The following is a 24314-nucleotide window of genomic DNA, read 5'->3' on the forward strand; positions in this document are numbered from 1 at the left end:
AGGCGGCGTCGGCGGGACGTCCCGGCGGTTGGCGTGTGCTGCGGCGGCAAACCGCCCCGGCTCAGCCCTGCTTGAAGAGCCGCTCCTTCTCCCGCTGCCAGTCGCGGTCTTTCTCCGTGGCGCGCTTGTCGTGGAGCTTCTTGCCTTTGGCGAGGCCGATCTCGAGCTTGGCGCGACCGCGCTTCCAGTACAGCGCCGTGGGCACCAGCGTGTAGCCGGCGCGCTCGGTCTGGCCGATGAGGCGGTTCAGCTCGCCCTTGTGCAGCAGCAGCTTGCGGGTGCGCGTGGGATCCGGCGTCACATGCGTGGAGGCGGAGGCGAGGGGCGAGATGTGGGTGCCGATGAGGAAGGCCTCGCCGTGCAGGATCTTGACATAGCTTTCTTTGAGCTGGACACGGCCGGCGCGCATCCCCTTGACCTCCCACCCCTCCAGGGCGAGGCCACATTCGAGCCGCTGCTCGATGTGGTATTCGTGGCCGGCCTTCTTGTTGAGGGCGATGGTGTTGCCGCCGGCGGCGGATCGTTTCTTTTTTCCCTTAGCCATACTGGCAGTGTAAGCTATGCGACCGGGGGTGGGGAAGCGCGACGCGCCGCCTCATGATTGCGTGGTGCTTCTCACCCGGCTATACTTAGCGGCTTTTCGGCAGGAGTTTACCGATGCGACGGCCCCTGATTGCTGGCAACTGGAAGATGAACGGCAGCAAGGCTGAGGCCACGCAGCTGCTGAACGGCATCAAAGCCGGCGTAGCCGGTATGCAGCGGGTCGACGTCGCCGTGTGCCCGTCGTTCCCTTACTTGTATCTGGCGGAGGAACTACTCGCCGACAGTGCCATCGCCTGGGGCGCCCAGGATGTCTCGGCGCAGGCCGGCGGCGCTTACACCGGTCAGGTGTCCGCCGCCATGCTGAAGGATTTTGCCTGCCGGTATGCCATCGTCGGCCATTCCGAGCGGCGCCAGCTCAACGGCGAGGACGACGCGCTGGTGGCCAGCAAATACGCACGCGCGGTGGCCGGCGGGATCGTGCCGATCCTCTGCATCGGGGAGACCCTGGAAGAGCGTGAGAGCGGACGAACCGAGGAGGTGGTCGCCCGGCACATCGATGCGGTGCTGAACAGCTCCGGGGTCGAGGCCTTTGGTGCCGGCATCGTGGCCTATGAGCCGGTGTGGGCAATCGGGACCGGCGTTACGGCAACGCCAGATCAAGCACAAGAAGTGCATGCCTTCGTGCGTGGGCGGATCGCCAGCAAGAATCAAGAGATCGCCGCAGGCTTGAGACTGCTGTACGGCGGCAGCATGAAGCCCGGAAACGCCGTCGAGCTGATCGCGCAGCCCGACATCGACGGTGGCCTCATTGGCGGAGCATCGCTCAAGGCCGCAGACTTCGTCGCGATTTGCCAGGCCGGCGAAGACAGCGCCTGAGTGCTCGCCGTCTGATCAACCGACACGAGTCGCCCAAGACCATGCAGCTGATCCTGACCGTATTGCATCTGGTGCTCGCCCTCGGGCTGATCGGGTTGATCCTGATCCAGCACGGCAAGGGTGCGGATGCCGGAGCGGCATTTGGTAGCGGTGCCTCGGCCACGGTGTTCGGCTCCCAGGGCTCCGCGTCGTTTCTGACGCGAACGACGGCGGTGATGGCCACTGCGTTTTTCCTGACCAGTATGGCGCTCGCCTACTTCGCAGCACAGGTTGGGGAGCCCCGGGGACTCATGGACGGCGTCGAAGTGCCCGTGCCAATGACCACGGGTGCGCCGGTCGCGACGGATGAGCCGACGACGGTCGCACCTGCCGCAACATCTGCGCAGAGCGATCTGCCGCCTGTCGATGTGCCGCAATCACCGGCGCTCGCGCCGCAAGACGACGCCGCGGACTTGCCGCCGGTTCCCGCCGCCGGTGCGGGCTCGGGGGCGGGCGACAATTGAGACGAACCGACGACGGGGCATCCACAGCTCCGCGTCCTAAACATTGCCGACGTGGTGGAATTGGTAGACACGCTGTCTTGAGGGGGCAGTGGCGCAAGCCGTGCCGGTTCGAGTCCGGCCGTCGGCACCATTTTATTGGGTCTCCACTGGAGACCCACAGCATTCGACAGCATGGACCGCACTCCGGGGGTATCTTGCCAACCCCTTGAAAGACAATAACTTCTAGGCGTGTGGCCAGCTTGACACCCAGTGGCCTCTGCACTAGACTCAGGCGCGCACGGCGGCTAAGATCGCTCGATGGTTGGCGCCGTTTCGACATCGATCGTATCCTGACCGACGACGGTCCACGGGCAGCACCCGATCCTGCCTACCACAGGCAATCCGCCCCACGGATGCCCGGAGGGGATGGCTTTGTCCAGAGCAGGTGAGCGGCGGTGCTGCGCCATCGCCCCGGGTGTTGTGCAGCCCGGCGCCAACACGACAACTAACCACCGAGTAAGCGGCGCGTGCTGGACGACTATCTCCATATCCTGATTTTCATTCTCATCGCACTCCTGGTCGGCTTCGTGCCGCGGGTGCTGGGTGCGATGCTAGGACCGCGTCGCCCGGATCAGGCCAAGGATTCACCCTACGAGTGTGGTTTCGACGCCTTCGAGCATGCTCGCATGAAGTTCGACGTCCGATACTACCTGGTCGCCATCCTTTTCATCATCTTCGACCTGGAGATCGCGTTCCTTTTTCCTTGGGCGGTTGTGCTCCAAGACCTTGGCATGGCCGGCTTCGTCGCCATGTCCGTCTTTCTGGGGATACTAGTGGTCGGCTTCATCTACGAGTGGCAAAAGGGTGCTTTGGAATGGGAGTAACCCGCTTACGGCGTCGCCCGGTTTCCCGGCCGCAAACCTTGCCTCGACGCGGAGGAGGTCACCATGGGCATTGAAGGCGTGCTCGACGAGGGCGTCGTCACCACAACCGCCGACAAGCTGATCAACTGGGCCCGCACCGGCTCGCTGTGGCCCATGACATTCGGCCTCGCCTGTTGTGCGGTCGAGATGATGCACGCCGGCGCCGCGCGCTACGACCTGGACCGCTTCGGGATCCTCTTCCGGCCCAGCCCGCGGCAGAGCGACGTGATGATCGTCGCCGGGACGTTGGTCAACAAAATGGCACCCGCCCTTCGCCGTGTCTACGATCAGATGGCCGAGCCTCGGTGGGTGATCTCGATGGGCTCATGTGCCAACGGCGGCGGGTATTACCATTACTCGTATGCAGTCGTCCGCGGCTGCGATCGGATCGTGCCCGTCGATGTCTATGTCCCCGGTTGCCCGCCGACGGCGGAGGCCCTGCTCTACGGCGTGCTGCAGCTTCAGAACAAGATTCGACGCACCAACACCATTGCGCGCTGACGCGTGCATCGGCGATTCCACTGCTATGTCTGACACCATCGCTTCCACCGGTGACGCGCGTCTCGACGCCCTTGCGCACGTGCTGCAAAGCCGCTGGCAGAGCGACGGTTTCGAGCTCTGCTCTGCCCACGGCGAGCTGACCCTCACCGTCCCCGCATCCGAGAGCAAGCGCGTGTGCACCGAGCTTCGGGATGACACGGCGCTGCGCTTCGAGCAGCTCATCGATCTTTGCGGCATCGATTACGCCGCCTATGGCAAGTCCGAGTGGGCCACCGAAGAGGCGAGCACCACGGGATTCGGGCGCGGCGTCGATCGGGACCTTGAGCTCGATGACGACGACCCGAAGCGCTTTGCTGTGGTTTACCATTTGCTTTCGCTGGCGTACAACCGCCGGTTGCGACTCAAGATCTACGCAGGCGGTCAGTTGCCAATGGTGGATTCGGTGGTCGAGGTTTGGCGCGTTGCCGACTGGTTCGAGCGTGAGGCGTTCGACCTCTTCGGAATCCTGTTCCGCGGCCACCCGGATTTGCGCCGGATCCTGACCGACTATGGCTTCGTCGGCTACCCCTTTCGCAAGGACTTCCCGCTCAGCGGGCACGTGGCCATGCGGTACGACCCAGAGCAGACACGGGTGATCTATGAGCCGGTGGAGATCCCACCCCGGGTGCTGGTGCCAAAGGTGATCCGCAACGACAGTCGCTACCTCACCGAAGAGCAGGCACGCGCTGCGCGCGAGGCCAAGGCCGCGACCAACGCGGCGGTGAAGCCGGAGACTGGAGGCACCGCCGATGCCTGAGATTCGCAACTACACACTGAATTTCGGGCCTCAGCATCCCGCGGCCCACGGCGTGCTGCGCCTCGTGCTCGAGATGGACGGCGAGGTGATCGACCGCGCCGACCCACACATCGGGCTGCTGCACCGCGGTACCGAGAAACTCGCCGAGTCCAAGCCGTTCAACCAGAGCATCGGCTACATGGATCGGCTGGACTACGTGTCCATGATGTGCAACGAGCACGGATACGTGCGTGCCATCGAAAAGCTGCTTGGTATCGAGGCGCCGATCCGGGCCCAATACATCCGCACCATGTTCGATGAGATCACGCGCATCCTGAACCACCTGATGTGGCTCGGGGCGCACGCGCTCGACGTTGGTGCCATGAGTGTCTTTCTGTATTGCTTCCGCGAGCGTGAAGACCTGATGGACTGCTATGAAGCGGTCTCAGGGGCGCGGATGCATGCCACTTACTACCGTCCCGGTGGCGTCTATCGTGATCTGCCGGCGCAGATGCCGCGCTTCCCCGATTCCAGCACCAAGTGGCATGGCAAGCATGCCGTGCGCAAGCTGAACGCGCCCCGCAGCGGCTCGCTGTTGAACTTCGTCGAGGACTTCAGCGAGCGTTTCCCGGCGCTGGTGGACGAGTATGAGACCCTGCTGACCGACAACCGCATCTGGAAGCAGCGCACCGTTGGGATCGGTGTCGTCAGCCCGGAGCGGGCACTCAACCTGGGGTTCACTGGTCCCATGCTACGCGGCTCGGGCATTGCCTGGGACCTGCGTAAAAAGCAACCCTATGCGGCCTATGCCGATGTGGATTTCGACATCCCGGTGGGACAGAACGGTGACTGCTACGACCGCTACTTGGTGCGCATCGAAGAGATGCGTCAATCGAACCGAATCATCAAGCAGTGCATCGACTGGCTGCGCGCCAACCCCGGCCCGGTGATGGTGGACGACCATAAGGTCACGCCGCCGAGCCGGGTGGATATGAAGGATGACATGGAAGCCCTGATCCACCACTTCAAGCTCTTCACCGAGGGCTACTGCCCGCCGCCGGGCGAGGCCTATGCCGCGGTGGAGGCGCCGAAAGGGGAGTTCGGTTGTTACATCGTCTCCGATGGCGCCAACAAACCCTATCGCCTGAAGGTCCGTGCGCCCGGCTTCCCGCATCTCGCCGCCATGGACGAGATGTCGAAGGGGCACATGCTGGCGGACGTCGTGGCCATCATTGGCACCATGGACATCGTTTTCGGGGAGATCGACCGCTGATGAGCTTTCGCACCGCACCGCTGGCCGTCGTCCACGACGTGGACAAGAGCACGCTGCTGACCCGTGAGCTGCGGGACGAAATCGACAGGCATGTCGCGAAGTATCCGTCGGAATGGAAACAATCCGCGGTGATGCCTGCATTGACCCTGGTGCAGGAGCATCATGGGGGTTGGCTCACCCGGGACCTGATGGACCAGGTGGCTGCCTACCTGGACATGCCGGAGGTAGCCGTCTACGAGGTGGCCACCTTCTATGCCATGTATGACCTGGAGCCGGTGGGGCGTCACAAGATCTGTGTTTGTAACAGCATCTCGTGCATGCTCGGCGGCGCCGAGGCTTTGCTCGAGCACGTTGAGAAGCGCCACGGCGTCGCGCCGGGCGAGACCTCTAAAGACGGTCGCTTCACGCTCAAGGAGTTCGAGTGCCTCGGTGCCTGCCGCCATGCGCCCGTGATCATGGTGGACCAGGAATACCACGAGTGCGTGACGCGTGACGGCATCGACAAGATCATCTCGAAACTGGACTGATCGCCATACGCACATCTGTGCCGTCGCGGTCGACACTGAACAAACGCACAGTCAAGATTTGCCATGGTCGACAACCAAGACACCGTCTGCTTCCGCACCATGCGCTTGCGGCCCAAGATCCGCCACACGCTGAAGGCCTATCGCAGCATCGGCGGCTATGTGCAGTGGGAGCGCATCCTGCGCGAGAAGCCCTCGCCCGAGTCGCTGATCGAAGAGATCAAGCACTCAGGGCTGCGCGGGCGCGGTGGCGCCGGCTTCCCAACGGGTCTGAAGTGGAGCTTCATGCCCCGTAACGAGCCGGGGCAGAAATACATCGTCTGCAACTCCGACGAAGGCGAGCCCGGTACCTGCAAGGACCGCGACATCATGCGCTACAACCCGCACCAGCTCATCGAAGGCATGGCCATCGCCGGCTATTGCATCGGCGCCACCGTCGGCTACAACTACATCCGTGGCGAGTTCTACGAGCCCATCGACCGTTTCGACGAAGCCCTGCTGGAGGCTTACCAGGCCGGCTTGCTCGGCAAGGATCTGCGGGGCTCCGGCATCGACTTCGACCTCTACACCCACCTCGGCTCCGGCGCCTACATCTGCGGCGAGGAGACGGCACTGCTGGAATCCCTGGAGGGCAAAAAGGGCCAGCCACGGTTCAAGCCGCCGTTTCCGGCCCAGGCAGGTCTCTACGGCAAGCCCACCACCATCAACAACACCGAGTCTCTGGCCTCCGTGCCCGTGATCCTCGAGAAGGGCGGTCAGTGGTTCCTGGAGCAGGGCCGACCCAACAACGGCGGCCCGAAGCTGTTCTCGGTGACCGGACACGTCAACAAGCCCTGCAATGCGGAGGTGCCGCTGGGTACACCCTTCCGGGACCTGCTGGCGCTCGCCGGTGGCGTCAGCGGCGGACGCAAACTGAAAGCGGTGATTCCGGGCGGCTCGTCGGTGCCCGTGGTGCCCGGCGACGTCATGATGGAGACCGACATGGACTACGACTCCATCGCCAAGGCCGGCTCCATGCTGGGCTCGGGGGCTGTCATCATCATCGCCGAGGGCACCTGTATGGTGAAGGTGCTTGCGAATCTGGCACATTTCTATGCACACGAGTCCTGTGGGCAGTGCACGCCCTGTCGCGAGGGCACGGGCTGGCTCGAGCGGGTGCTCGAGCGCATCCTGCACGGTCAGGGTCGGCCGTCCGACCTGGATCTACTGGACAACGTCGCCGGACGCATCGGCGGGCGCACCATCTGTGCCCTGGGCGACGCGGCGGCCATGCCGGTGCAGAGCTTCCTCAAGCACTACCGGCACGAGTTCGAGCACCTCATCGAGCACGGCAAGCCGCTGGTGCAGGCGGCCTAGCACGGCGCCTGGACACACGCGCCCGGCGGTGCCGCGAGCAAGCGTTGACAGGGTTTCGGTCACAATAACGATATGAGTCATCAAAAGGCCGCCCCGCGCTCAGCATCGTCCGGGCATGGCTTGCGACATCAGCCTCGGGAGTGGATCGGACGCGGCGGTGGCGCAATCGGCACCGATCGATGACGATGGGGCAGATCCCCCGAGCGGCCCCACAGACGAATCCCGCGGGACGGGGGACCACCAACAGCAGCCCCCCGCGGGCAACGGAGCGGAAGCAGACCATCATGGCGGAGCAGATCAGCATCGACATCGACGGCCGGACCTGCGAGGCGGCCGCCGGCGAGATGATCATCGCGGTGGCCGATCGCGAGGGCATCCCGATTCCGCGCTTCTGCTACCACGAGAAGCTCTCCATCGCCGCCAACTGCCGCATGTGCCTGGTGGAGGCGGAGGCCGGCGGCCGACCCTTCCCCAAGCCCGTGCCCGCCTGCGCCACGCCGGTGACCGCCGGCATGAAAGTGCAGACGCGCTCGCCGAAGGCCCTGGACGCCCAGCGCGGCACCATGGAATTCCTGCTCATCAATCATCCGCTCGACTGCCCCATCTGCGATCAGGGCGGCGAGTGCGAGCTGCAGGACGTCTCCATGGGCTACGGCGAAGATGTGTCACGCTTCTCCGAGCGCAAGCGCGTGGTCAAGGACGAAGACCTGGGTCCCCTGATCGCCACCGAAATGACCCGCTGCATTCATTGCACCCGTTGCGTGCGTTTCGGCGCGGAGATCGCCGGTGTCCGTGAGCTGGGGGCCACGGGCCGCGGCGAGGACATGCGCATCGGCACCTTCGTGGGACACACGGTGGCGCATGAGCTCTCCGGCAACATCATCGACCTCTGCCCGGTGGGGGCCCTGACCTCCAAGCCCTATCGGTTCACCGCCCGCGCCTGGGAGCTGACGTCCGAGGCGAGTATCGCGCCGCACGACGCCGTGGGTGCCAACGTGGTCCTGCACATCCGCGATGGACAGGTGATGCGCGTGCATCCCAGGGACAACGAAGCGGTCAATGAGACCTGGATTTCCGACCGGGACCGATTCAGTTACGAGGCTTTGGCCAGCGACAGCCGCCTGACCGAGCCACGGCGTAAACGTCCCGATGGTACCTGGGAAGCGCTGGACTGGCAGGAAGCCCTGCACTTGGTGGCGGCCGCGCTGCGCGGGTCCGACCCCGACCAGATCGGCTGGTTGATGGCGCCCAGTGCCACCCTGGAGGAGGCCTACCTGGCACAGCGCCTGTTGCGTGGCCTCGGCGGGCGCCACATCGACACCAGATTGCGCCGGCAGGACTTCCGCGGCGACCGCACCGATCCCGTTGTACCCTGGCTCGGTCTGCCCATCGCCGAGCTGGAGCAGCAACAAACCGTTCTCCTGGTGGGCAGCGATATTCGTCAAGAGCAGCCACTGCTGGCGCACCGCCTGCGCAAGGCGGCCCTTGATAATGCGGCCGTCACCGTGCTGAACCCCTATGAGCTACAGCTGACTCACCCGGCGCGGCAACTAACGGCGGCGCCCGGCCGTCTGAGCGCCCGCTTGGCCGCCGTGGCCCGTGCGCTGTCCATCAGCGCCGACGGCGCGGCGGCTGCGCTGATCGCCGCCGCGCAGCCGGGTCAAGCCGAAGCGCAACTCGCCGACGAGCTCCGGAGCGCCGGTCAGCAGGGTCGCGGCCTGGTGCTGCTGGGCGCCCTGGCCGAAGCGGATCCCGACTACACACTCGTGAAGGCGCTCGCCTACCTGGTGGCCGACGCCACCGGTTGCCGTATCGGCTTCCTGCCGGTGGCGGCCAACAGCGTCGGCACCGCCATCGCCGGTGCCGCGCCGCACCTGGGGCCCGGCGCGCAGGCGCTGGAAGCGTCCGGGCTCGATGCGCTTGCGATGCTCACCGAGCCGCGTCAGACCTATGTGCTCTGGGGCTTGTCACCGGCGCATGACCTGGTGGATCCGTCGCGCGCCCGCGACGCGCTGGCGGCGGCCGAGCACGTCATCGGCTGCACGGCCTTCCGCACGCCGGACCTGGAAGCAGCCTGCGACATCCTGCTGCCCATCGCCGCCTTCGCCGAGACCTCGGGCACCTTCGTCAACGCCGAAGGGCGCTGGCAGCGTTTCCAGGGTGCGGTGGCGCCGGCGGGTGACGCCCGCCCCGGCTGGAAAGTGCTGCGGGTGCTGGGCAACATCCTGGAACTGGACGGCTTTACCTATAACAGCGGCAAGCAGATACACGACGAGCTGGCCGCGCTGTGCGCCCGCGATCAGGGTGGTGGCCTCCTGCTGGACAACGCCCGCCGCGGTGACTACGGTCTGCAGCAACCGCTACCGGCGCCCGAGGGTCTGATGCGGGTGGGCAATGTGCCCATTTACGCCGTGGATCAGATGGTGCGGGCGGCGCCGGCGCTGCAGCATACGCCGCTCGCCGAGCCGTTGGCCCTGCATCTGCACCCCGAGGCCGCCGCCCGTCTCGGCCTCGCCGATGGTGACACCGCCGAAGTGTCACAGGGTGAGTGTCGCACGATGGTGCCGGTGGTCATCGACGATGCCCTGGCGCCGGGGGCGGCCCGGCTCCCGTCGGCGGTGCCCGGCAGCGAAGTGCTCGGTCCCGCAACAGGTCCGCTGGCGGTGACCAAAGCGGAGTCGTCGCGCCTCGCCGCCACTCAGACACTCGGGGAGCAACCGGCATGACGGATCTGTGGAACGCGCTGCCACTACCGCTGCAGAGCATCGTCGCAACGCTCGTAATCGTCCTGCCACTGCTCGGTGTGGTGGCCTACTACACCTACGCCGAGCGCAAGGTCATCGGCTACATCCAGGTGCGCATCGGCCCGAACCGCGTCGGTTGGCGCGGACTGCTGCAGCCCATCGCCGACGCACTGAAACTACTGGTGAAGGAGATCATCGTCCCGAGCAAGGCCAACAAGGGCCTGTTCCTGCTGGCGCCCCTGATCTCCATCGTGCCGGCGCTGGCGGCCTGGGCCGTCGTGCCCTTCGACGCCGGCGTGGTGCTGGCGGATATCAACGCCGGGCTGCTGTACGTGCTGGCGCTGACTTCGCTGGGCGTCTACGGGGTGATCATCGCCGGCTGGGCATCCAACTCCAAGTACGCCTTGCTCGGGGCGATGCGTGCGGCGGCGCAGATCGTCGCCTACGAGATCGCCATGGGCTTTGCGCTGGTGGGCGTTCTGGTGGCGGCCGGCAGTCTGAATCTGAGCGCCATCGTCGAGGCCCAATCCGGTAGCTTCCTGACCTGGTTTTGGCTGCCGCTGCTGCCGCTGTTCGGCGTCTACTTCATTTCAGGGGTCGCCGAGACCAACCGCGCCCCCTTCGACGTCGCCGAGGGTGAGTCCGAAATCGTCGCCGGTTTCCATGTCGAGTACTCCGGCATGGCCTTCGCGATCTTCTTCCTCGCCGAGTACGCCAACATGGTGCTGATCGCCATGCTGACGACGCTGCTGTTCTTCGGCGGCTGGCTATCGCCGCTGCAGGGTATTCCGGTGCTCGGCCCGGCCACAGACTGGGTGCCCGGTATCGTCTGGCTGGTGCTGAAGACCTTCTTTTTCATGTTCGTCTTCTTGTGGCTGCGGGCGACCTTTCCGCGCTACCGCTACGATCAGATCATGCGCCTCGGCTGGAAGGTATTCATCCCCATCACGATCGTCTGGATTCTGGTGGTCGCCCTGGCAGTTCTGGTGGGCCTGCCGCCGTGGTGGGGCTAAGGCGGCGCGAGGGGGCAGGCTGCCGGGCAGCAATCGATGCTTGCTGCCAGGAACACTGCCCCCTCGACCGACGCTGACGTCGCCCGGCCCCCGTCACCCGATACTCATAACGCAACACAATGCTCGACACCGCACGCCGATACGTCGATAGCCTGCTGCTGACGGAACTGCTCCGTGGCATGGGGCTTACGGGTCGTTATCTCTTCAAGCGCAAGTTTACCGTCCAGTATCCGGAGGAAAAGGCGCCCATGTCACCGCGATTTCGCGGTCTGCATGCGCTGCGCCGCTATCCCAACGGTGAGGAGCGGTGCATCGCCTGCAAGCTCTGCGAGGCCACTTGCCCAGCGCTCGCCATCACCATCGAAGCGGAGCCACGCGCCGACGGCTCGCGCCGTACGACGCGGTATGATATCGATCTATTCAAGTGTATCTACTGTGGCTTCTGCGAGGAGTCGTGTCCTGTGGACTCCATCGTCGAGACCGGTATCTACGAATATCACTTCGAAAATCGCGGCGAGAATATTATGACCAAGGACAAGCTCCTCGCCGTCGGGGACACCTACGAGGCTGAGATCGCCGCGGCACGCGCCGCCGATGCGCCCTATCGCTGAGCGCGATTGCGGGCGGTGATCCGGGGCGCAGCGGCGCGGATCACAGCACATCCCCCGGTGCGCAGCCGCTGACGCTGCGCACCAATGCAGCACAGATTAGCCCGGCGCGCACTCACGACAGCCCCATTGTCAGCGACGTCGCTGTCGAGCGTTATCTCCGTCCGGATGTGATCATGGATGATCGCCCGGGCCCAGCAATGGATATCCCATGGGTTTCGAGAAATTCCTCTTCTACGTGTTCGCGGCCATAACCGTATTCGCAGCGGGGATGGTCGTGACCCGGCGTAATCCAGTGCATGCGGTGCTCTATCTGGTGCTCGCCTTCGCCAGCAGCGCGGCGTTGTGGCTGCTCATCGAGGCCGAGTTCCTTGGGATCGCACTGGTCCTGGTCTACGTGGGCGCCGTCATGGTGCTCTTCCTGTTCGTTGTCATGATGCTGGACGTCGACATCGCGGCGATGCGCGCCCAATTCATCAAGCACTTGCCGTTGGGGCTGGTCATCGCCGCACTCATGGTGTTCAACCTTTTCATGGTGCTGGGGCCGTCGAGCTTCGGTCCCGACGTATTCCCCAAGCCGGCACCGAAGCCGGCGGGCTTCAGTAACACCGAAGAACTGGGCCTGAACCTGTACACCGTTTACCTGTATCAGTTCGAGATCGCTGCGATCATCCTGTTGGTGGCCATCGTGGCGGCCATCCGGCTGACGCTGCGGCGACGTCCGGATACCAAGTATCTGGATCCGGGCGTGCAGGTGAAGGTGCGCAAGGGGCCCGATCGCATTCGCATGGTGTCGATGCCGGCGGAGCAGATCCCGCGACCGTCAGTCGGCGATGATCCCAAGACCAACAACGACGAGGACAAGGAGATGGCCACATGATCGCACTCTCGGATTATTTGCTGCTCGGCGCCGTGCTCTTCTCCATCTCGGTGGCCGGCATCTTCTTGAACCGCAAGAATGTGATCGTGCTGCTCATGTGCATCGAGCTGATGCTGCTGGCGGTGAACATGAACTTCGTCGCCTTCTCGCATTTCCTGCAGGACGGCGCTGGCCAGATCTTCGTCTTCTTCATTCTCACCGTCGCCGCCGCCGAGGCCGCCATTGGTCTCGCGATCCTGGTGGTGCTGTTCCGTGCCCGTGGCACCATCAACGTCGATGACCTCGACCTGCTGAAGGGCTGACGGCGATGAAGCTCATTTACCTCATGATCGTGCTGGCGCCCCTCGCGGGCGCCATCGTCGCCGGCTTCTTCGGCGGCCGCATCGGCCGGGTTTGGTCGCATCGGGCGACCATCGCCGGCGTCGGCGTCTCAGCCGTACTGTCGTTGTGGGTGCTGGCGCGCTTCATCTGGGGGGACGCCCAGACCTTCAACGGCGCCGTCTACACCTGGCTGGTGTCCGATGGCATGCGCTTCGAGGTCGGTTTCCTGGTGGACCGGCTCACGGCGCTGATGATGGCCACGGTGACCTTCGTATCGCTGATGGTGCATGTCTACACCATCGGCTACATGGCGGACGATGCGCACAACTGGCCTGAGGGCGCGCTCACCGGCCGTAACAGCTACCAGCGCTTCTTCGCATACATCTCGCTGTTCACCTTCTCCATGCTGATGCTGGTGATGTCGAACAACTTCATGCAGTTGTTCTTCGGCTGGGAGGCGGTCGGGCTCGTCTCCTACCTGCTGATCGGCTTCTGGTCGGTCCGCGAGTCGGCCATTTTCGCCAACCTCAAGGCCTTCCTGGTGAACCGGGTCGGCGATTTCGGCTTCATCCTTGGCATCGCCGCCATTGGCATGTACTTCGGCTCCATGGACTACGCCGAGGTGTTCGCGAAGGCACCGGCGCTGGCGGACGCGGAAGTGGCCGTCTTCGGCGGCGTTTCTTTGATGACGCTGGTCTGCATCCTGCTATTCATCGGCGCAATGGGCAAGTCGGCGCAGGTGCCGCTGCATGTCTGGCTGCCCGACAGCATGGAGGGTCCGACGCCGATCTCAGCGCTCATCCATGCCGCCACCATGGTGACCGCCGGCATCTTCATGGTGGCGCGGATGTCGCCACTGTTCGAGCTCTCCGCCACGGCGCTTTCCTTCGTGTTGCTGGTGGGGGCCGCCACCGCGTTCTTCATGGGGCTCATCGGCCTGGTGCAGAACGACATCAAGCGGGTGGTAGCCTACTCGACGCTATCGCAGTTGGGCTACATGACCGCGGCGCTCGGCGCATCCGCCTACGCCGCCGGCATCTTCCATCTCATGACCCACGCCTTTTTCAAGGCGTTATTGTTCCTGGCGGCGGGCTCGGTGATCATTGCCATGCACCACGACCAGGACATGCGCAACATGGGCGGGCTGCGCAAGTACATGCCCATCACCTGGGCCACGGCACTGATCGGCTCCCTGGCGCTGATCGCCTTTCCGGGCTTTTCCGGCTTCTTCTCCAAGGACGCCATCATCGAGGCCGTCGGCGATGCCCACATCTTCGGCGCCGGGCTCGCCTGGCTGCTGCTCACCGTCGGCGCTTTCATCACCGTGCTCTACAGCTTCCGCATGTACTACCTGGTCTTCCACGGCGCGCCGCGCATGGATGAGCACACCCGCTCGCACCTGCACGAAACGCCCTGGGTGGTCACCATCCCCCTGATCGCACTCGCCGTGCCATCCGTCGCCCTCGGCTGGATGACCGTCGAGCCGCTGCTGGTCAACAACTGGCTCGGCGATGCCATCTATGTCAAGCCCGAGCACGATTCCCTCCACCACCTCGCGGAGCACTGGCACGGCCAGATCGCTTTCATTCTGCACGGCATGGGTGCGCTGCCGTTCTGGCTGTCCATGGGCGGGCTGGTGCTGGCGACGGCGGTGTGGCTCGTGATGCACAAGAGCAATCCGAACATCGACACCGAACTGCAAGCCAAGGGCGGCTGGGTAACCCGGTTGCTCCAGGACAAATACGGCTTCGACGATTTCAATCAGAAAATCTTCGCCGGCGGTGGTCTCGATCTCGGCCGTTTCCTGTGGCAAGCCGGCGACCGGACCTTCATCGACGGCGCCGTGGTCAATGGCTCGGCCCGTGTCGTCGGCTACCTGGCGGATGTCATGCGCCACCTCCAGACCGGCTATCTGTATCACTACGCCATCGCAATGATCGTGGGCCTGGTAGCGCTGCTGACACTCTTCGTCGCCTTCTGAGCATAACGAGCAAGGAGTTACACCCGGATGTTGCCCCAATTCCCCTGGCTGTCACTGGTCATTTGGCTGCCCATCATCGGCGGCCTCGCGGTGATCGCCAATGGCGACAAGAACGCTGAGCTGACGAAGCGGATGGCCCTCGCCGTCGCCGTGGCGACCTTCGTCGCGAGCCTGCCGCTGTGGCTGCTGTTCGAGCCGGGCACCGCGGCGATGCAATTCGTCGAGCGTGGACAGTGGATTCCGGCAATCAGCGTCGAGTACTACCTCGGTGTCGACGGTATTTCCATGCCGCTGATTCTGCTTACCACGTTCGTGACCATTTTTGTGATCATCGCCGGTTGGGAGGTGATCACCTATCGGCCCTCCTACTACATGGGCGCCTTCCTGATCATGACGGGGATCATGGTGGGTGTCTTCTCCGCGCTGGATGCGATCCTGTTCTATTTCTTCTGGGAGGCGATGCTGATCCCGATGTTCATCATCATCGGGGTCTGGGGTGGGCCGAACCGGGTCTATGCCACCATCAAGTTCTTTCTTTACACCTTCTTCGGCTCGGTGTTCATGCTGGTGGCGCTCATCTACATGTACTTCCAGGCCGATAGCTTCAGCATCCCGGACTTCCACGGCCTGCAGCTCGGCATGACGGCGCAGGTGCTCATCTTCCTGGCCTTCCTCATCGCCTTTGCGGTGAAGGTACCCATGTTTCCCGTGCACACCTGGCTGCCGGATGCGCACGTGGAGGCGCCCACCGGTGGCTCGGTGATCCTGGCGGCGATCATGCTCAAGATCGGCGGCTATGGATTTCTGCGCTTCAGCTTGCCGGTCACGCCGGACGCGAGTGCATCACTGGACTGGCTGATCATCGCCTTATCCCTCATCGCCGTGGTCTACATTGGCTTCGTGGCGCTGGTGCAGGACGATATGAAAAAGCTCATCGCCTACTCGTCCATTGCGCACATGGGCTTCGTGACCCTGGGCTTCTTTGTCGTATTCAGCATCGTTCGCCACACCGGCAGCGCCGATGGTGCCGCCATGGGCATTGCCGGCGGCATGGTGCAGATGATTTCCCACGGCTTTATCTCGGGCGCCCTGTTCCTCTGCGTCGGCGTGCTGTATGACCGCATGCATTCCCGGAAGATCGCAGACTACGGCGGTGTCATCAATACCATGCCCTGGTTTGGGGCCTTTATGGTCTTTTTCGCCATGGCCAACGCCGGGCTACCGGGCACCTCGGGGTTTGTCGGGGAGTTCATGGTCATTCTCGCGAGCTTCCGGGCCGACTTCTGGTACGCGCTGCTGGCGGCGACGACGCTGATTCTGGCGGCCGCCTTCACCCTCTGGATGGTGAAGCGTGTCGTATTTGGACCCGTGGGCAACGCACAGGTGGCGGTCCTGAAAGATCTGGATCGTCGCGAGACGCTGAATCTGGGTGCGCTTGCCGTTGCGACACTCGCCATTGGTCTCTGGCCCAAGCCGCTGGTGGATGTAATGGAGCCGTCCATCCAGCATTTGGTAGACCACATACAGGTGAGCAAGCTGCCCGAGAGGGCTGCCATTCGCGTACAGGCCGTGCCCCAAGCCGTCGGCGAGCCGGCGAATCTGGCGCAGTTGCTGCCACGGACCGACTGACAGGAAATCGCCGATGAACTTTCAAGCCATCGACCTCTTTACCCTCCTGCCGGAGCTGGTGGTGCTGATCACGGCCTGCGCGGTGCTGATCGCGGACCTCTACTTGCCGGAGGCGCGTAAGGACGTCAATCAGCTCATCAGTTTTGCCGGCCTGGGCGTCGCCATCGCCGTCGTCGGCATCGTCGGCTTTGCTTGGGGGCCGACGCCAACCCATGCGTTTGGCGAAGCCTTCGTGCGCGACCCGATGAGCGATCTGCTCAAGGGTGTGGTGTTGGTGGTGACCGCGCTCGCCTTCGCGTACTCGGCGCGCTACATGCGCGAGCGCAGCCTGTGGGTTGGCGAGTTCCATGTGCTGATGCTGTTTGCATTGCTCGGTATCCTGATCATGATCTCTGCCAACGGCTTCCTGGTGATGTATCTGGGCCTGGAACTGCTGGCGCTCTGTCTGTATGCGCTGGTCGCCTTCAACCGGGATTCGAGCACCGGGGCCGAGGCGGCGATGAAGTATTTCGTGCTCGGGGCGCTCGGTTCCGGCATGCTGCTCTATGGGATCTCGATGCTGTATGGCGCGACCGGGGCGCTCGGGTTTGCAGCTGTGGCCGAAGCCGTGGCCACGCAGGGCATGGAGAATCGCATCCTGGTCTTCGGGCTGGTATTCGTGATCATCGGTGTCGCCTTTAAGTTTGGCGCCGTGCCGTTCCACATGTGGATTCCGGATGTCTACCAGGGGGCACCGACGCCTGTGGCGCTCTTTCTGTCCAGCGCGCCCAAGGTGGCGGCCTTCGCCATGGCGGTGCGCATCCTGGTGGACGGGCTGCCGGGCCTGGCCAGCGAATGGTCCGAGATTCTGGTGATGTTGTCGGTGTTGTCCCTGGCCATCGGCAATGTCGTCGCCATCGCCCAGAGCAATATCAAGCGGATGCTCGGCTATTCCACCATCTCGCACGTGGGATTCATCTTTCTGGGGCTACTGGCCGGTACGCCGGACGGCTATGCCGCGGCCATGTTCTACGCTGTGGTGTATGCGCTGATGTCGGCCGGGGCCTTTGGGGTGCTCGTGATGATCTCCCACCAGGGCTTCGAGGCCGAGAATCTCGATGACCTCAAGGGTCTTGGTGAGCGCGATGCCTGGCTGGCGGCGATGATGACCTTGGTGATGTTCTCCATGGCCGGAGTACCGCCACTGGTGGGCTTCATGGCGAAGCTGCTGGTGCTCCAGGCGGTCATCGACATCGGGCTCGTTTGGCTCGCTATCGTGGCGGTGACGTTCTCCATCGTCGGCGCGTTCTACTATCTGCGCGTGGTCAAGATGATCTACTTCGACAAGCCCGAGCTGGATGCCGCCGTCGACGGCGCGCGCGACGCCCGCATTGCGGTGAGCGTCAATGGCCTCTCGATGCTGGTGCTCGGCATGTTTCCGGCGACGCTGCTGGCACTCTGTGAGGCGGCCTTCACCGGCTGAAACCGTCGCCGCGACAAAGGCCATGGCCAGCGCCCCCGCAAACGATCCTGCGCGCCACCCCCTTATTCTATGACGGCGAGGCGGCGGAGCAGCTTGATGCGGGGGCTGCACCACGCTGTCGGCCTGGCTGCGCAATGCCGCGAGCCCTCGCGTCACGTCCGAGGTTGGCCTCGGGCATGAGCTGATCGCCTCGCTCGCCGAGCACAACAAGCAACGCTGCGGACTCGTCGAGAAGCTGCCGCAGATCGAGCGTCCATCAGCGCCGGACGTGGCGCGGAAGGCTCCGGCGCCGAGGCGAGCCAGGATCGCCGGTGGTAGAGAACGCTGATCCACGGATCAAGGACCGGGCTCTGGCATCCAGGGGACCGGAAAACCTCCCGAGGAGAGCGATGACCATGCGAGATCACGAACGAGAAGGTGGCTCGGCGCGTGATGACGTGGCGGTAGACCGGACTTCGTTGCTGGAAGACGTGTCCGAGGCATGGCGCCCCATGAAGCGTCCGTCGCCCGAGGACAGGCGGGCGGGGAGGGCGCTGCTGCTTCGCGTCAGCGCCGAGCACGGTCACGCGGCGGTCGAGGCGGCCCAGGCGCAACAGGCCCTGCTTCCCGAGGGACACATGGCCTACTGGCAGCGGTGAGCCTCACGCCCTCCCGAGATTGGATGTCAATGGGTGCAGAATCGGGTGCGGTCGGTTGATAAATGTTTGTTTTTGCGTGTAAAAGTGGGTGATGATCCAGGCATCCACTTTGCAGATCACCCCGGAGATACTTGCCTTCGTCGCCGAGATCGACGAGTTCAAGGGCGCTTGGCGCGCCCTGGGCACACTGGCGCCGGAACGCCTGTCGGCCCTGCGCCGCGTCGCGACCATCGCGCGCGCCGCGCTCGATCAAACCTGGCCCTTCCTCGAAGGCGAGCCCGATGTCACCGACGCCGACCGCGAGCACGCCAACGCCCTCGGGGACCTGATCGCCCGCGAGACCTTCTTCCGCGAGCTGCCCGCGATCGACCAGCACACTAAAGCGCTGGAAGACGCCTACGCCGCGCGGCTCACGGCGGCCGTCGAGGCCCGCAGCCGGGCCTACGAGGCGGCACTGGAGCAGCTCTACGCGACCCCGGGCTGGGAGCAGATCGACGACGACCAACGTCATCGCATTGCCGAACTCCTCGCCAACTATACCGCCGCGCCCGCTAAGTCACCCTCCATCCCGCAGCTGCGTGCGGATGCGGATGCCAGCGCCGTACGCCGCAACAAGGCCGTCGAGGAACTGCTGCGCCTGCTGGACGGCAACCGCGTCGTGAAGGTCTCGGCCGCCAGCTACTTTTCCGGGGGCGTCGAGACCGAGGAGCAGCTCGATCAGGCCTTAGATGGGCTGAAGGAGCAGTGTCTGGAGCTCATCGGCGCCGGCAAGAAGGTGTTGATTCAGTAGGGTCCAGGGTGCAGGGTGCAGGGTGCGAGATTAGGCAGACTGAACCCCGAGCCCGAAGCGCGCAAACAGTCGACGACCCGGAGGCTGTCACAATGACCGACGTTGAAGAGATTGTCGAAAAGGCCCAACGGCTCGATCCTGCCCGGCTACGGCTCCTATCCGAGTTTGTCGATTTTCTGCTGGCCAGGGGTCAGGTGCGGGGCGATGCAGCGGTTTTTTCAGAGACCAGTATCGAGGACCCGGAGACGCCATCGGTCTATCAGGGCAAGCCTCTGAGCCTGGAGGCGATGCGCGAGGCGGTGGATTGGGAGGCGGGGGAGCATCGGTGATCGCCCTCGATACCAATATCGTCCTCCGCTACGCCCTCAAGGACGACACCGAGCAGACCCGTTTGGCGACCGATTTCCTGCGTGACAACGAGTGCCTGCTACTGCCGACCGTGGTGCTGGAGGCCGCCTGGGTCATGGGCTCCAAGCGCGGCTATGCGTTGGACCGCGCAACGGTCGCCGAACGGCTGCGACACGTGGCAGGCCTTCCCAATGTTCGGGTCGAGCAAGCGACGCAGGTTGCGGTGGCCTTGCGCTGGTACGAGACGGGCATGGACGTCGCCGACGCCCTGCATCTGGCGCTTGCCGGCAGCGGGCAGGGGCTGGTGACCCTGGATCGAGGTATTCGCCGGCTCGCGGAGCGGCTTCAGCTGGATCACCCCGTCGTTGTGCTCGAGACCACTCGCGGCCCCGATGTGTGAACTGGCTCCTGGTGGAGAAGGACCTACTGCAACCCAGGGGGCGGGGCAAGGGCCCCAGAACCTTCGCGACTGGCTCGCGAGGGACTTCTTCCCGCTTCATATCAAAATGTACTCGAAGAGCCGCCGCAAAGCGCCGATCTACTGGCAGCTGGCGACGGCGTCGGTCGATTACTCGGCCTGGCTCTACATCCATGTCTTCACCAAGGACACGTTTTTCCGCGTCCAGAACGACTTCGTCGCACCCAAGCTCGCCCACGAGGAGCGGCGCCTCGGGGCGCTGACCGTGGAGCTGCGCGCCGGCGCGACTGCCGCCCAACGCAAGGAACTTGCCGCGCAAGAGGCGCTGGTCGAAGAGCTGCGCGCCTTCCTCGCCGAGGTGAAGCGCGTGGTGCCGCTCTGGAACCCCGACCTGGACGACGGCGTCATCATCAACTTCGCCCCGCTCTGGCGACTCGTGCCGCAGCACAAGCCCTGGCAGAAGGAGCTGAAGAAAACCTGGGACGCGCTCTGCGAGGGCAAGTACGACTGGGCGCACCTCACCATGCACCTTTGGCCTGAGCGGGTCATCCCCAAGTGCGCGAAAGACCGCAGCCTGGCCATCGCCCACGACTTGGAGAACGTCTTCTGGGAAGAGGACGACGACGGCAAATGGCAGCCGGTGAAGGTCCCGCAGGCGGAGATCGACCAGCTCGTCGCCGAGCGCACCTCCGCCGCGGTGAAGGATGCCCTCCAGAGCCTGCTCGACGCCCCGCCGCCGGCCACAGGCCGAGGCGGCGGACGCCGCGGATCGGGCTGCGGGCCAGCGCGCCGCCCGCGAAGCACAACGGGCCGCCAGCGCTCCGGGGCATCGGCGGCCCCCGATCCCGCCGTGATGGATTCCATCAAGCAAGCCATCGAAGCCACAGTCGACGGTGCGAGCAAGGCCGACGTCCGAGCCGCTACGGGTCTCAGCGATGCGCAGTGGAACGCCGCGATCGCTGCGCTGCCCGCGGACGGGTCGGTCGCCAAGAGTGGTGCTGGCCGCGGGACGCGGTACCGACTGAGCGATCTGGGTTGATCGGCATGGCGCCTGAAGCCGTTCAGTCTCCATTTTCGTAATCGATCGAAATCTCTTTGATGATACATGATAACGATTTCGAATATTTCGAATAAAGCTATGATTGGACTGTCTGCTGGATAACAACAAGACGTCAAACAGTGAACACAGGAGCCCAATCGACCATGTCCCACGTCTACGCCCGACACCCGAGCCCGCCCAGCGACGAGGAAGCGCTCCTCGCCGCGGAGAGCAGCCGCAAGCTCGCCGCCATCATCGGCAAAGACGATCAGGCACAGCTCTGCGTGTTCGATAGCGACGAGAAGTTCGTCGTCCCGGTGTCCGTGATCCCGTTGCTGGCGGACATCCTCAACCAGATGGCCCAGGGCAACGCGGTCTCGGTGGTACCCATCGGGCATACGCTGACGACGCAGCAAGCGGCCGATTTGCTCAATGTGTCGCGTCCCTTCCTGGTGAAGCTGCTCGAAACCGGCAAGATCCCTTTCACGAAGGTGGGTCGTCACCGCCGTATCAGGTATCAGGATCTGATGGCCTACATGGAGCAGATGGACGCGCAGAGCCGCGCGTCGGCGGATGCGCTGACCCAGAGCGCGCAAGAGCTCGGTCTCGGGTACTGACCAGGGATGCCGATTGGCCAACTTCAAGGTCATCTACGACGCCTGCATCTTCTACCCGGCGCCGCTGCGGGACCTGCTGGTACGCCTGGCGCAAACGCGCCGGTTCCGGGCGCGCTGGACGGAGGCGATCCACTCGGAATGGATCAACAGCCTGTACGCGAAGCGTCCGGACATCGAGCCCGGCAAGCTCGAGGCCGTCGCGGAGCAGATCAACGCGGCCGTGCCGGATTGTCTGATCACAGGCTATGAGCACATCGTTCAGGAGCTGGAACTGCCGGATGAGAAGGATCGTCACGTGCTCGCGGCGGCGATCCGAGCCGGCGCGGCGGCGATCCGAGCCGGCGCGGCGGCGATCATCACGCTGAACATGAAAGACCTCCCCAGCACCGTCCTCGGCGAGTACGAGATCCTCGCCATCCATCCGGATGACTTCATCCTGGATCTGGCGGACCTGGAGCCGCAGGTGCTGGAGCGCGTCGCTAAGGCGCAGCGTCAGGCGTTGCGGCGACCGCCGCTGGACCCGGAGGGCTTCGTTTCGGTGCTGCGCCGTCAGGAGTTGCCGGGTGTGGCGGACTTCCTGAACGCGCGACTGGATTTGATCTGATGGCCGGCGGCCGCTGAGCGGGCGCCCTCGCGCCCGTCCCAGATTCCTCGCCGACCCGAGCCACGACCTGCCGATGCATCCATTCCACGACTATCTAGCCCAGCACCTCGAACAACGGGTACGCAAGCGCTCGATCGTGGTCTTCTACGATCCGCGCAACGAGTTTCGACCGTTCTTCGAGCAGGAACTGGCGGTGGAAGACGCTGATCCGCTGCCCCGAACGACCATCGCCGGGCGGTCGGTATTCCTTGCGCGCCACCGCGGCAGCCTGTTTGCCCTGCGAGTGGCGGTGGAGCCCATCGTGTCCGCACATAAGCCGGAGCCCGTGGTCCTGTACCTTCCAGGCGTCCAGCGGGATCGGGCAGGCTCAGTGCGGATGGAGCTGGAAATGGGGGGCGACTGTTATGAGCCCCAGCTGCGTCGTCTCGTGCAGAACGTGCTCCGGCAGCGCTTCACCGACGGTCAGATCGATGAGATGCTGCGCCCAGCGTCGGTGACCTACGACGACATCGTGTCCTTTCTCGAACAGGGCTCGGCAGGCAAGGTCGCGTCGGTGCTGCATACCCTGTTCGGTGGCGTTCAGGGCGAGCAGCTCATCATCACGTGGCTTGCATCGAAGGAGAAGGATGCGGCCATCGCAGAGAAGGCAGCCATTCCAGAGCTGTTGAAGCTGCTCGACGCCCGCGTGGGGCTGAAGCTGCCGGGCGACACGAGCCTGGACGATGCGCGTAACAAGACGGCCCGCTATGTCCTGGTCAACGAGTTTCGGGATGACCTGTCCTGTGACCCGCCGCAGTCGATCGGCATGGTGCCGACGGCGGAGACCAAGGAGCAGCTCGCGCGCGTTCGCGACGTCGCCCAGAGTTTGAGGTCACGTCATCCGGACGCCTACATCGCGCTGGCGGATCAGGTCGAGCAGAACCTTGGTCTGGCGGGTGCGAATCTGGACCCGGTGTACTTGGGTGCGGTGGATACCTTTCGCTTCGAAGAAGACCGATTGTTGCAGCATGCCGCGCGCCTGGTTGCCAAGAAACGGTATCCGACGGCCCTCGATGTCGTCGGGGGTCGGGAGCACGGCTTCTGGGTCGATCGGGATGTCCGGCGCCAGCCCCAATGGGAGGCCTGTCGGCTGATGGCCGAGCTGGGATAAGCGGTGGAGCGCATCGGGCCGGAGCTGTCCAAGACGGGTAAGGACCCCGCCAAGTGGTTCGCCGCTTACACCAGAGACGATGGCTGGCACACGGCAGATGGTCTGCAACGGCGTCTGGAGACCTGGGTCGCCCACATGGACGAGGAGCCGGAGGCCGAGCAGGCCCTGGGTGTGGTGCGCGATGCCCACGAGCAGTTGTTGAGGGCCATGGCCGAGGGTTTCTCCGATGCCCTGGAAGCGGCTGGCTGGCAGGTGCCGAGCACGCTGCATCAGACCCAGGTGTATCCCGATGTGGTCGAGACCATGGGCGGGCGCGTCGCCTACTTCCTCGTCGATGCGATGCGCTTCGAGATGGGGGTGGAGCTTGCGCACCAGATCGAGGGTGCGACCGACCTGACCGTGAGCGCCGCAGTCTCGGCGCTGCCGTCCATCACCGCCGCAGGAACCGTCCGGGTGTCTGGCGCCGAGCTTGGCTATCACACACATCTGGACTTCATCTTTCCCACCGGCCTCGGGGTGCTCAAGGCCGGCGGTGGCTTGAGCTTCCATCACGGCGGCTTCAGCCTGCAGGATCTGGCGATGCCGGTCATCAGCCTGCGGATGGCCTCAGGCAAATCGGCTGCGATGCCTGGGATCGGCGTCCGCATCGAGGATTGCCCCGTCGCGGTGACCAACCGAACCTTCGGGCTCAAGCTGGTGGTGCAGGGGGACCTCCTCGCGACCGAGCCGTTGACCCTGCGCATGCTGCTGATGGCAGGTAGCGACGAGGTTGGCCGTGCCGGGATGGCCGTGGGCGGTGACTTCGACCGCGGCAAGGGG

26 protein-coding genes and 1 tRNA gene are annotated in these 24314 nt (G+C 64.4%); 26 read left to right on the top strand and 1 reads right to left on the bottom strand.

What is annotated here, in order from left to right; genetic code table 11:
* Nucleotides 1-61 precede the first annotated feature (61 nt).
* Nucleotides 62-544, bottom strand: a complete 483-nt coding sequence (gene smpB, locus QZ588_RS01480; RefSeq protein ID WP_295538947.1) for an SsrA-binding protein SmpB — start codon at nt 542-544, stop codon at nt 62-64.
* A gap of 113 nt (nt 545-657) precedes the next feature.
* Here smpB and tpiA point away from each other — a divergent pair, with 113 nt between their 5' ends.
* From tpiA to QZ588_RS01610, 26 genes are all read left to right on the top strand, one after another.
* On the top strand, nt 658-1419 hold the full coding sequence (gene tpiA, locus QZ588_RS01485; RefSeq protein ID WP_295538950.1) for a triose-phosphate isomerase: 762 nt from the start codon (nt 658-660) through the stop codon (nt 1417-1419).
* A 41-nt stretch (nt 1420-1460) separates the two neighbouring features.
* Complete coding sequence (gene secG, locus QZ588_RS01490; RefSeq protein WP_295538952.1) at nt 1461-1922, top strand: preprotein translocase subunit SecG; 462 nt, start codon at nt 1461-1463, stop codon at nt 1920-1922.
* 45 nt (nt 1923-1967) lie between these two features.
* Nucleotides 1968-2052 (top strand) — tRNA-Leu (locus QZ588_RS01495).
* 376 nt (nt 2053-2428) lie between these two features.
* Nucleotides 2429-2785 carry an NADH-quinone oxidoreductase subunit A gene (locus QZ588_RS01500; protein WP_295538954.1) on the top strand — a complete coding sequence of 119 codons (357 nt, stop codon included), beginning with the start codon at nt 2429-2431 and terminating at the stop codon, nt 2783-2785.
* A gap of 63 nt (nt 2786-2848) precedes the next feature.
* The gene (locus QZ588_RS01505) at nt 2849-3325 is read left to right on the top strand and encodes an NADH-quinone oxidoreductase subunit B family protein (protein WP_295538957.1); all 477 of its coding nucleotides are present in this window, start codon (nt 2849-2851) and stop codon (nt 3323-3325) included.
* Between the two features lie 25 nt (nt 3326-3350).
* The gene (locus QZ588_RS01510) at nt 3351-4121 is read left to right on the top strand and encodes an NADH-quinone oxidoreductase subunit C (RefSeq protein ID WP_295538960.1); all 771 of its coding nucleotides are present in this window, start codon (nt 3351-3353) and stop codon (nt 4119-4121) included.
* A complete protein-coding gene (locus QZ588_RS01515) occupies nt 4114-5373 on the top strand; it encodes an NADH-quinone oxidoreductase subunit D (RefSeq protein WP_295538961.1) in 1260 nt (419 codons plus the stop codon). The genes QZ588_RS01510 and QZ588_RS01515 overlap by 8 nt, the downstream gene beginning before the upstream one ends.
* Nucleotides 5373-5900: an NADH-quinone oxidoreductase subunit NuoE gene (gene nuoE / locus QZ588_RS01520; RefSeq protein WP_295538964.1), complete on the top strand. Its 528-nt coding sequence runs from the start codon at nt 5373-5375 to the stop codon at nt 5898-5900. The genes QZ588_RS01515 and nuoE overlap by 1 nt, the downstream gene beginning before the upstream one ends.
* A 63-nt stretch (nt 5901-5963) precedes the next feature.
* On the top strand, nt 5964-7253 hold the full coding sequence (gene nuoF / locus QZ588_RS01525; RefSeq protein WP_295538965.1) for an NADH-quinone oxidoreductase subunit NuoF: 1290 nt from the start codon (nt 5964-5966) through the stop codon (nt 7251-7253).
* Between the two features lie 284 nt (nt 7254-7537).
* Nucleotides 7538-9979 (top strand): NADH-quinone oxidoreductase subunit NuoG, encoded by a 2442-nt coding sequence (gene nuoG, locus QZ588_RS01530; protein ID WP_295538968.1) that lies wholly within the window; start codon nt 7538-7540, stop codon nt 9977-9979.
* Nucleotides 9976-11010, top strand: coding sequence for an NADH-quinone oxidoreductase subunit NuoH (gene nuoH / locus QZ588_RS01535; RefSeq protein ID WP_295538970.1), 1035 nt, complete (start codon nt 9976-9978; stop codon nt 11008-11010). The genes nuoG and nuoH overlap by 4 nt, the downstream gene beginning before the upstream one ends.
* Nucleotides 11011-11129: 119 nt before the next feature.
* Nucleotides 11130-11621, top strand: coding sequence for an NADH-quinone oxidoreductase subunit NuoI (nuoI, locus tag QZ588_RS01540; protein ID WP_295538973.1), 492 nt, complete (start codon nt 11130-11132; stop codon nt 11619-11621).
* 208 nt (nt 11622-11829) lie between these two features.
* A complete protein-coding gene (locus QZ588_RS01545; protein WP_295538976.1) occupies nt 11830-12498 on the top strand; it encodes an NADH-quinone oxidoreductase subunit J in 669 nt (222 codons plus the stop codon).
* Nucleotides 12495-12800 carry an NADH-quinone oxidoreductase subunit NuoK gene (gene nuoK / locus QZ588_RS01550; RefSeq protein ID WP_058554643.1) on the top strand — a complete coding sequence of 102 codons (306 nt, stop codon included), beginning with the start codon at nt 12495-12497 and terminating at the stop codon, nt 12798-12800. The genes QZ588_RS01545 and nuoK overlap by 4 nt, the downstream gene beginning before the upstream one ends.
* 5 nt (nt 12801-12805) lie before the next feature.
* Nucleotides 12806-14800, top strand: coding sequence for an NADH-quinone oxidoreductase subunit L (gene nuoL, locus QZ588_RS01555; protein WP_295538980.1), 1995 nt, complete (start codon nt 12806-12808; stop codon nt 14798-14800).
* A gap of 27 nt (nt 14801-14827) precedes the next feature.
* The gene (locus QZ588_RS01560; protein ID WP_295538983.1) at nt 14828-16429 is read left to right on the top strand and encodes an NADH-quinone oxidoreductase subunit M; all 1602 of its coding nucleotides are present in this window, start codon (nt 14828-14830) and stop codon (nt 16427-16429) included.
* A 13-nt stretch (nt 16430-16442) separates the two neighbouring features.
* Nucleotides 16443-17891 (top strand): NADH-quinone oxidoreductase subunit NuoN, encoded by a 1449-nt coding sequence (nuoN, locus tag QZ588_RS01565; RefSeq protein WP_295538985.1) that lies wholly within the window; start codon nt 16443-16445, stop codon nt 17889-17891.
* A 395-nt stretch (nt 17892-18286) separates the two neighbouring features.
* Nucleotides 18287-18529: a hypothetical protein gene (locus QZ588_RS01570; protein ID WP_295538987.1), complete on the top strand. Its 243-nt coding sequence runs from the start codon at nt 18287-18289 to the stop codon at nt 18527-18529.
* A gap of 91 nt (nt 18530-18620) precedes the next feature.
* On the top strand, nt 18621-19319 hold the full coding sequence (locus QZ588_RS01575) for a hypothetical protein (RefSeq protein ID WP_295538990.1): 699 nt from the start codon (nt 18621-18623) through the stop codon (nt 19317-19319).
* Between the two features lie 92 nt (nt 19320-19411).
* A complete protein-coding gene (locus tag QZ588_RS01580; RefSeq protein ID WP_295538992.1) occupies nt 19412-19648 on the top strand; it encodes a hypothetical protein in 237 nt (78 codons plus the stop codon).
* The gene (locus QZ588_RS01585; RefSeq protein WP_295538994.1) at nt 19645-20067 is read left to right on the top strand and encodes a type II toxin-antitoxin system VapC family toxin; all 423 of its coding nucleotides are present in this window, start codon (nt 19645-19647) and stop codon (nt 20065-20067) included. Before QZ588_RS01580 ends, QZ588_RS01585 begins: the two co-directional genes overlap by 4 nt.
* A 106-nt stretch (nt 20068-20173) precedes the next feature.
* On the top strand, nt 20174-21124 hold the full coding sequence (locus tag QZ588_RS01590; protein ID WP_295538996.1) for a hypothetical protein: 951 nt from the start codon (nt 20174-20176) through the stop codon (nt 21122-21124).
* A 164-nt stretch (nt 21125-21288) separates the two neighbouring features.
* Complete coding sequence (locus QZ588_RS01595; RefSeq protein ID WP_295538999.1) at nt 21289-21741, top strand: helix-turn-helix domain-containing protein; 453 nt, start codon at nt 21289-21291, stop codon at nt 21739-21741.
* 13 nt (nt 21742-21754) lie between these two features.
* Complete coding sequence (locus tag QZ588_RS01600) at nt 21755-22345, top strand: PIN domain-containing protein (protein WP_295539000.1); 591 nt, start codon at nt 21755-21757, stop codon at nt 22343-22345.
* A gap of 73 nt (nt 22346-22418) precedes the next feature.
* Nucleotides 22419-23495, top strand: a complete 1077-nt coding sequence (locus QZ588_RS01605) for a hypothetical protein (RefSeq protein ID WP_295539003.1) — start codon at nt 22419-22421, stop codon at nt 23493-23495.
* Between the two features lie 3 nt (nt 23496-23498).
* The coding region (locus tag QZ588_RS01610; protein ID WP_295539005.1) for a hypothetical protein at nt 23499-24314 on the top strand (816 nt) is incomplete at its 3' end.

The organism is uncultured Thiohalocapsa sp., assembly GCF_913062725.1.
In the GTDB taxonomy this organism is placed as follows: Bacteria; Pseudomonadota; Gammaproteobacteria; order Chromatiales; family Chromatiaceae; genus Thiohalocapsa.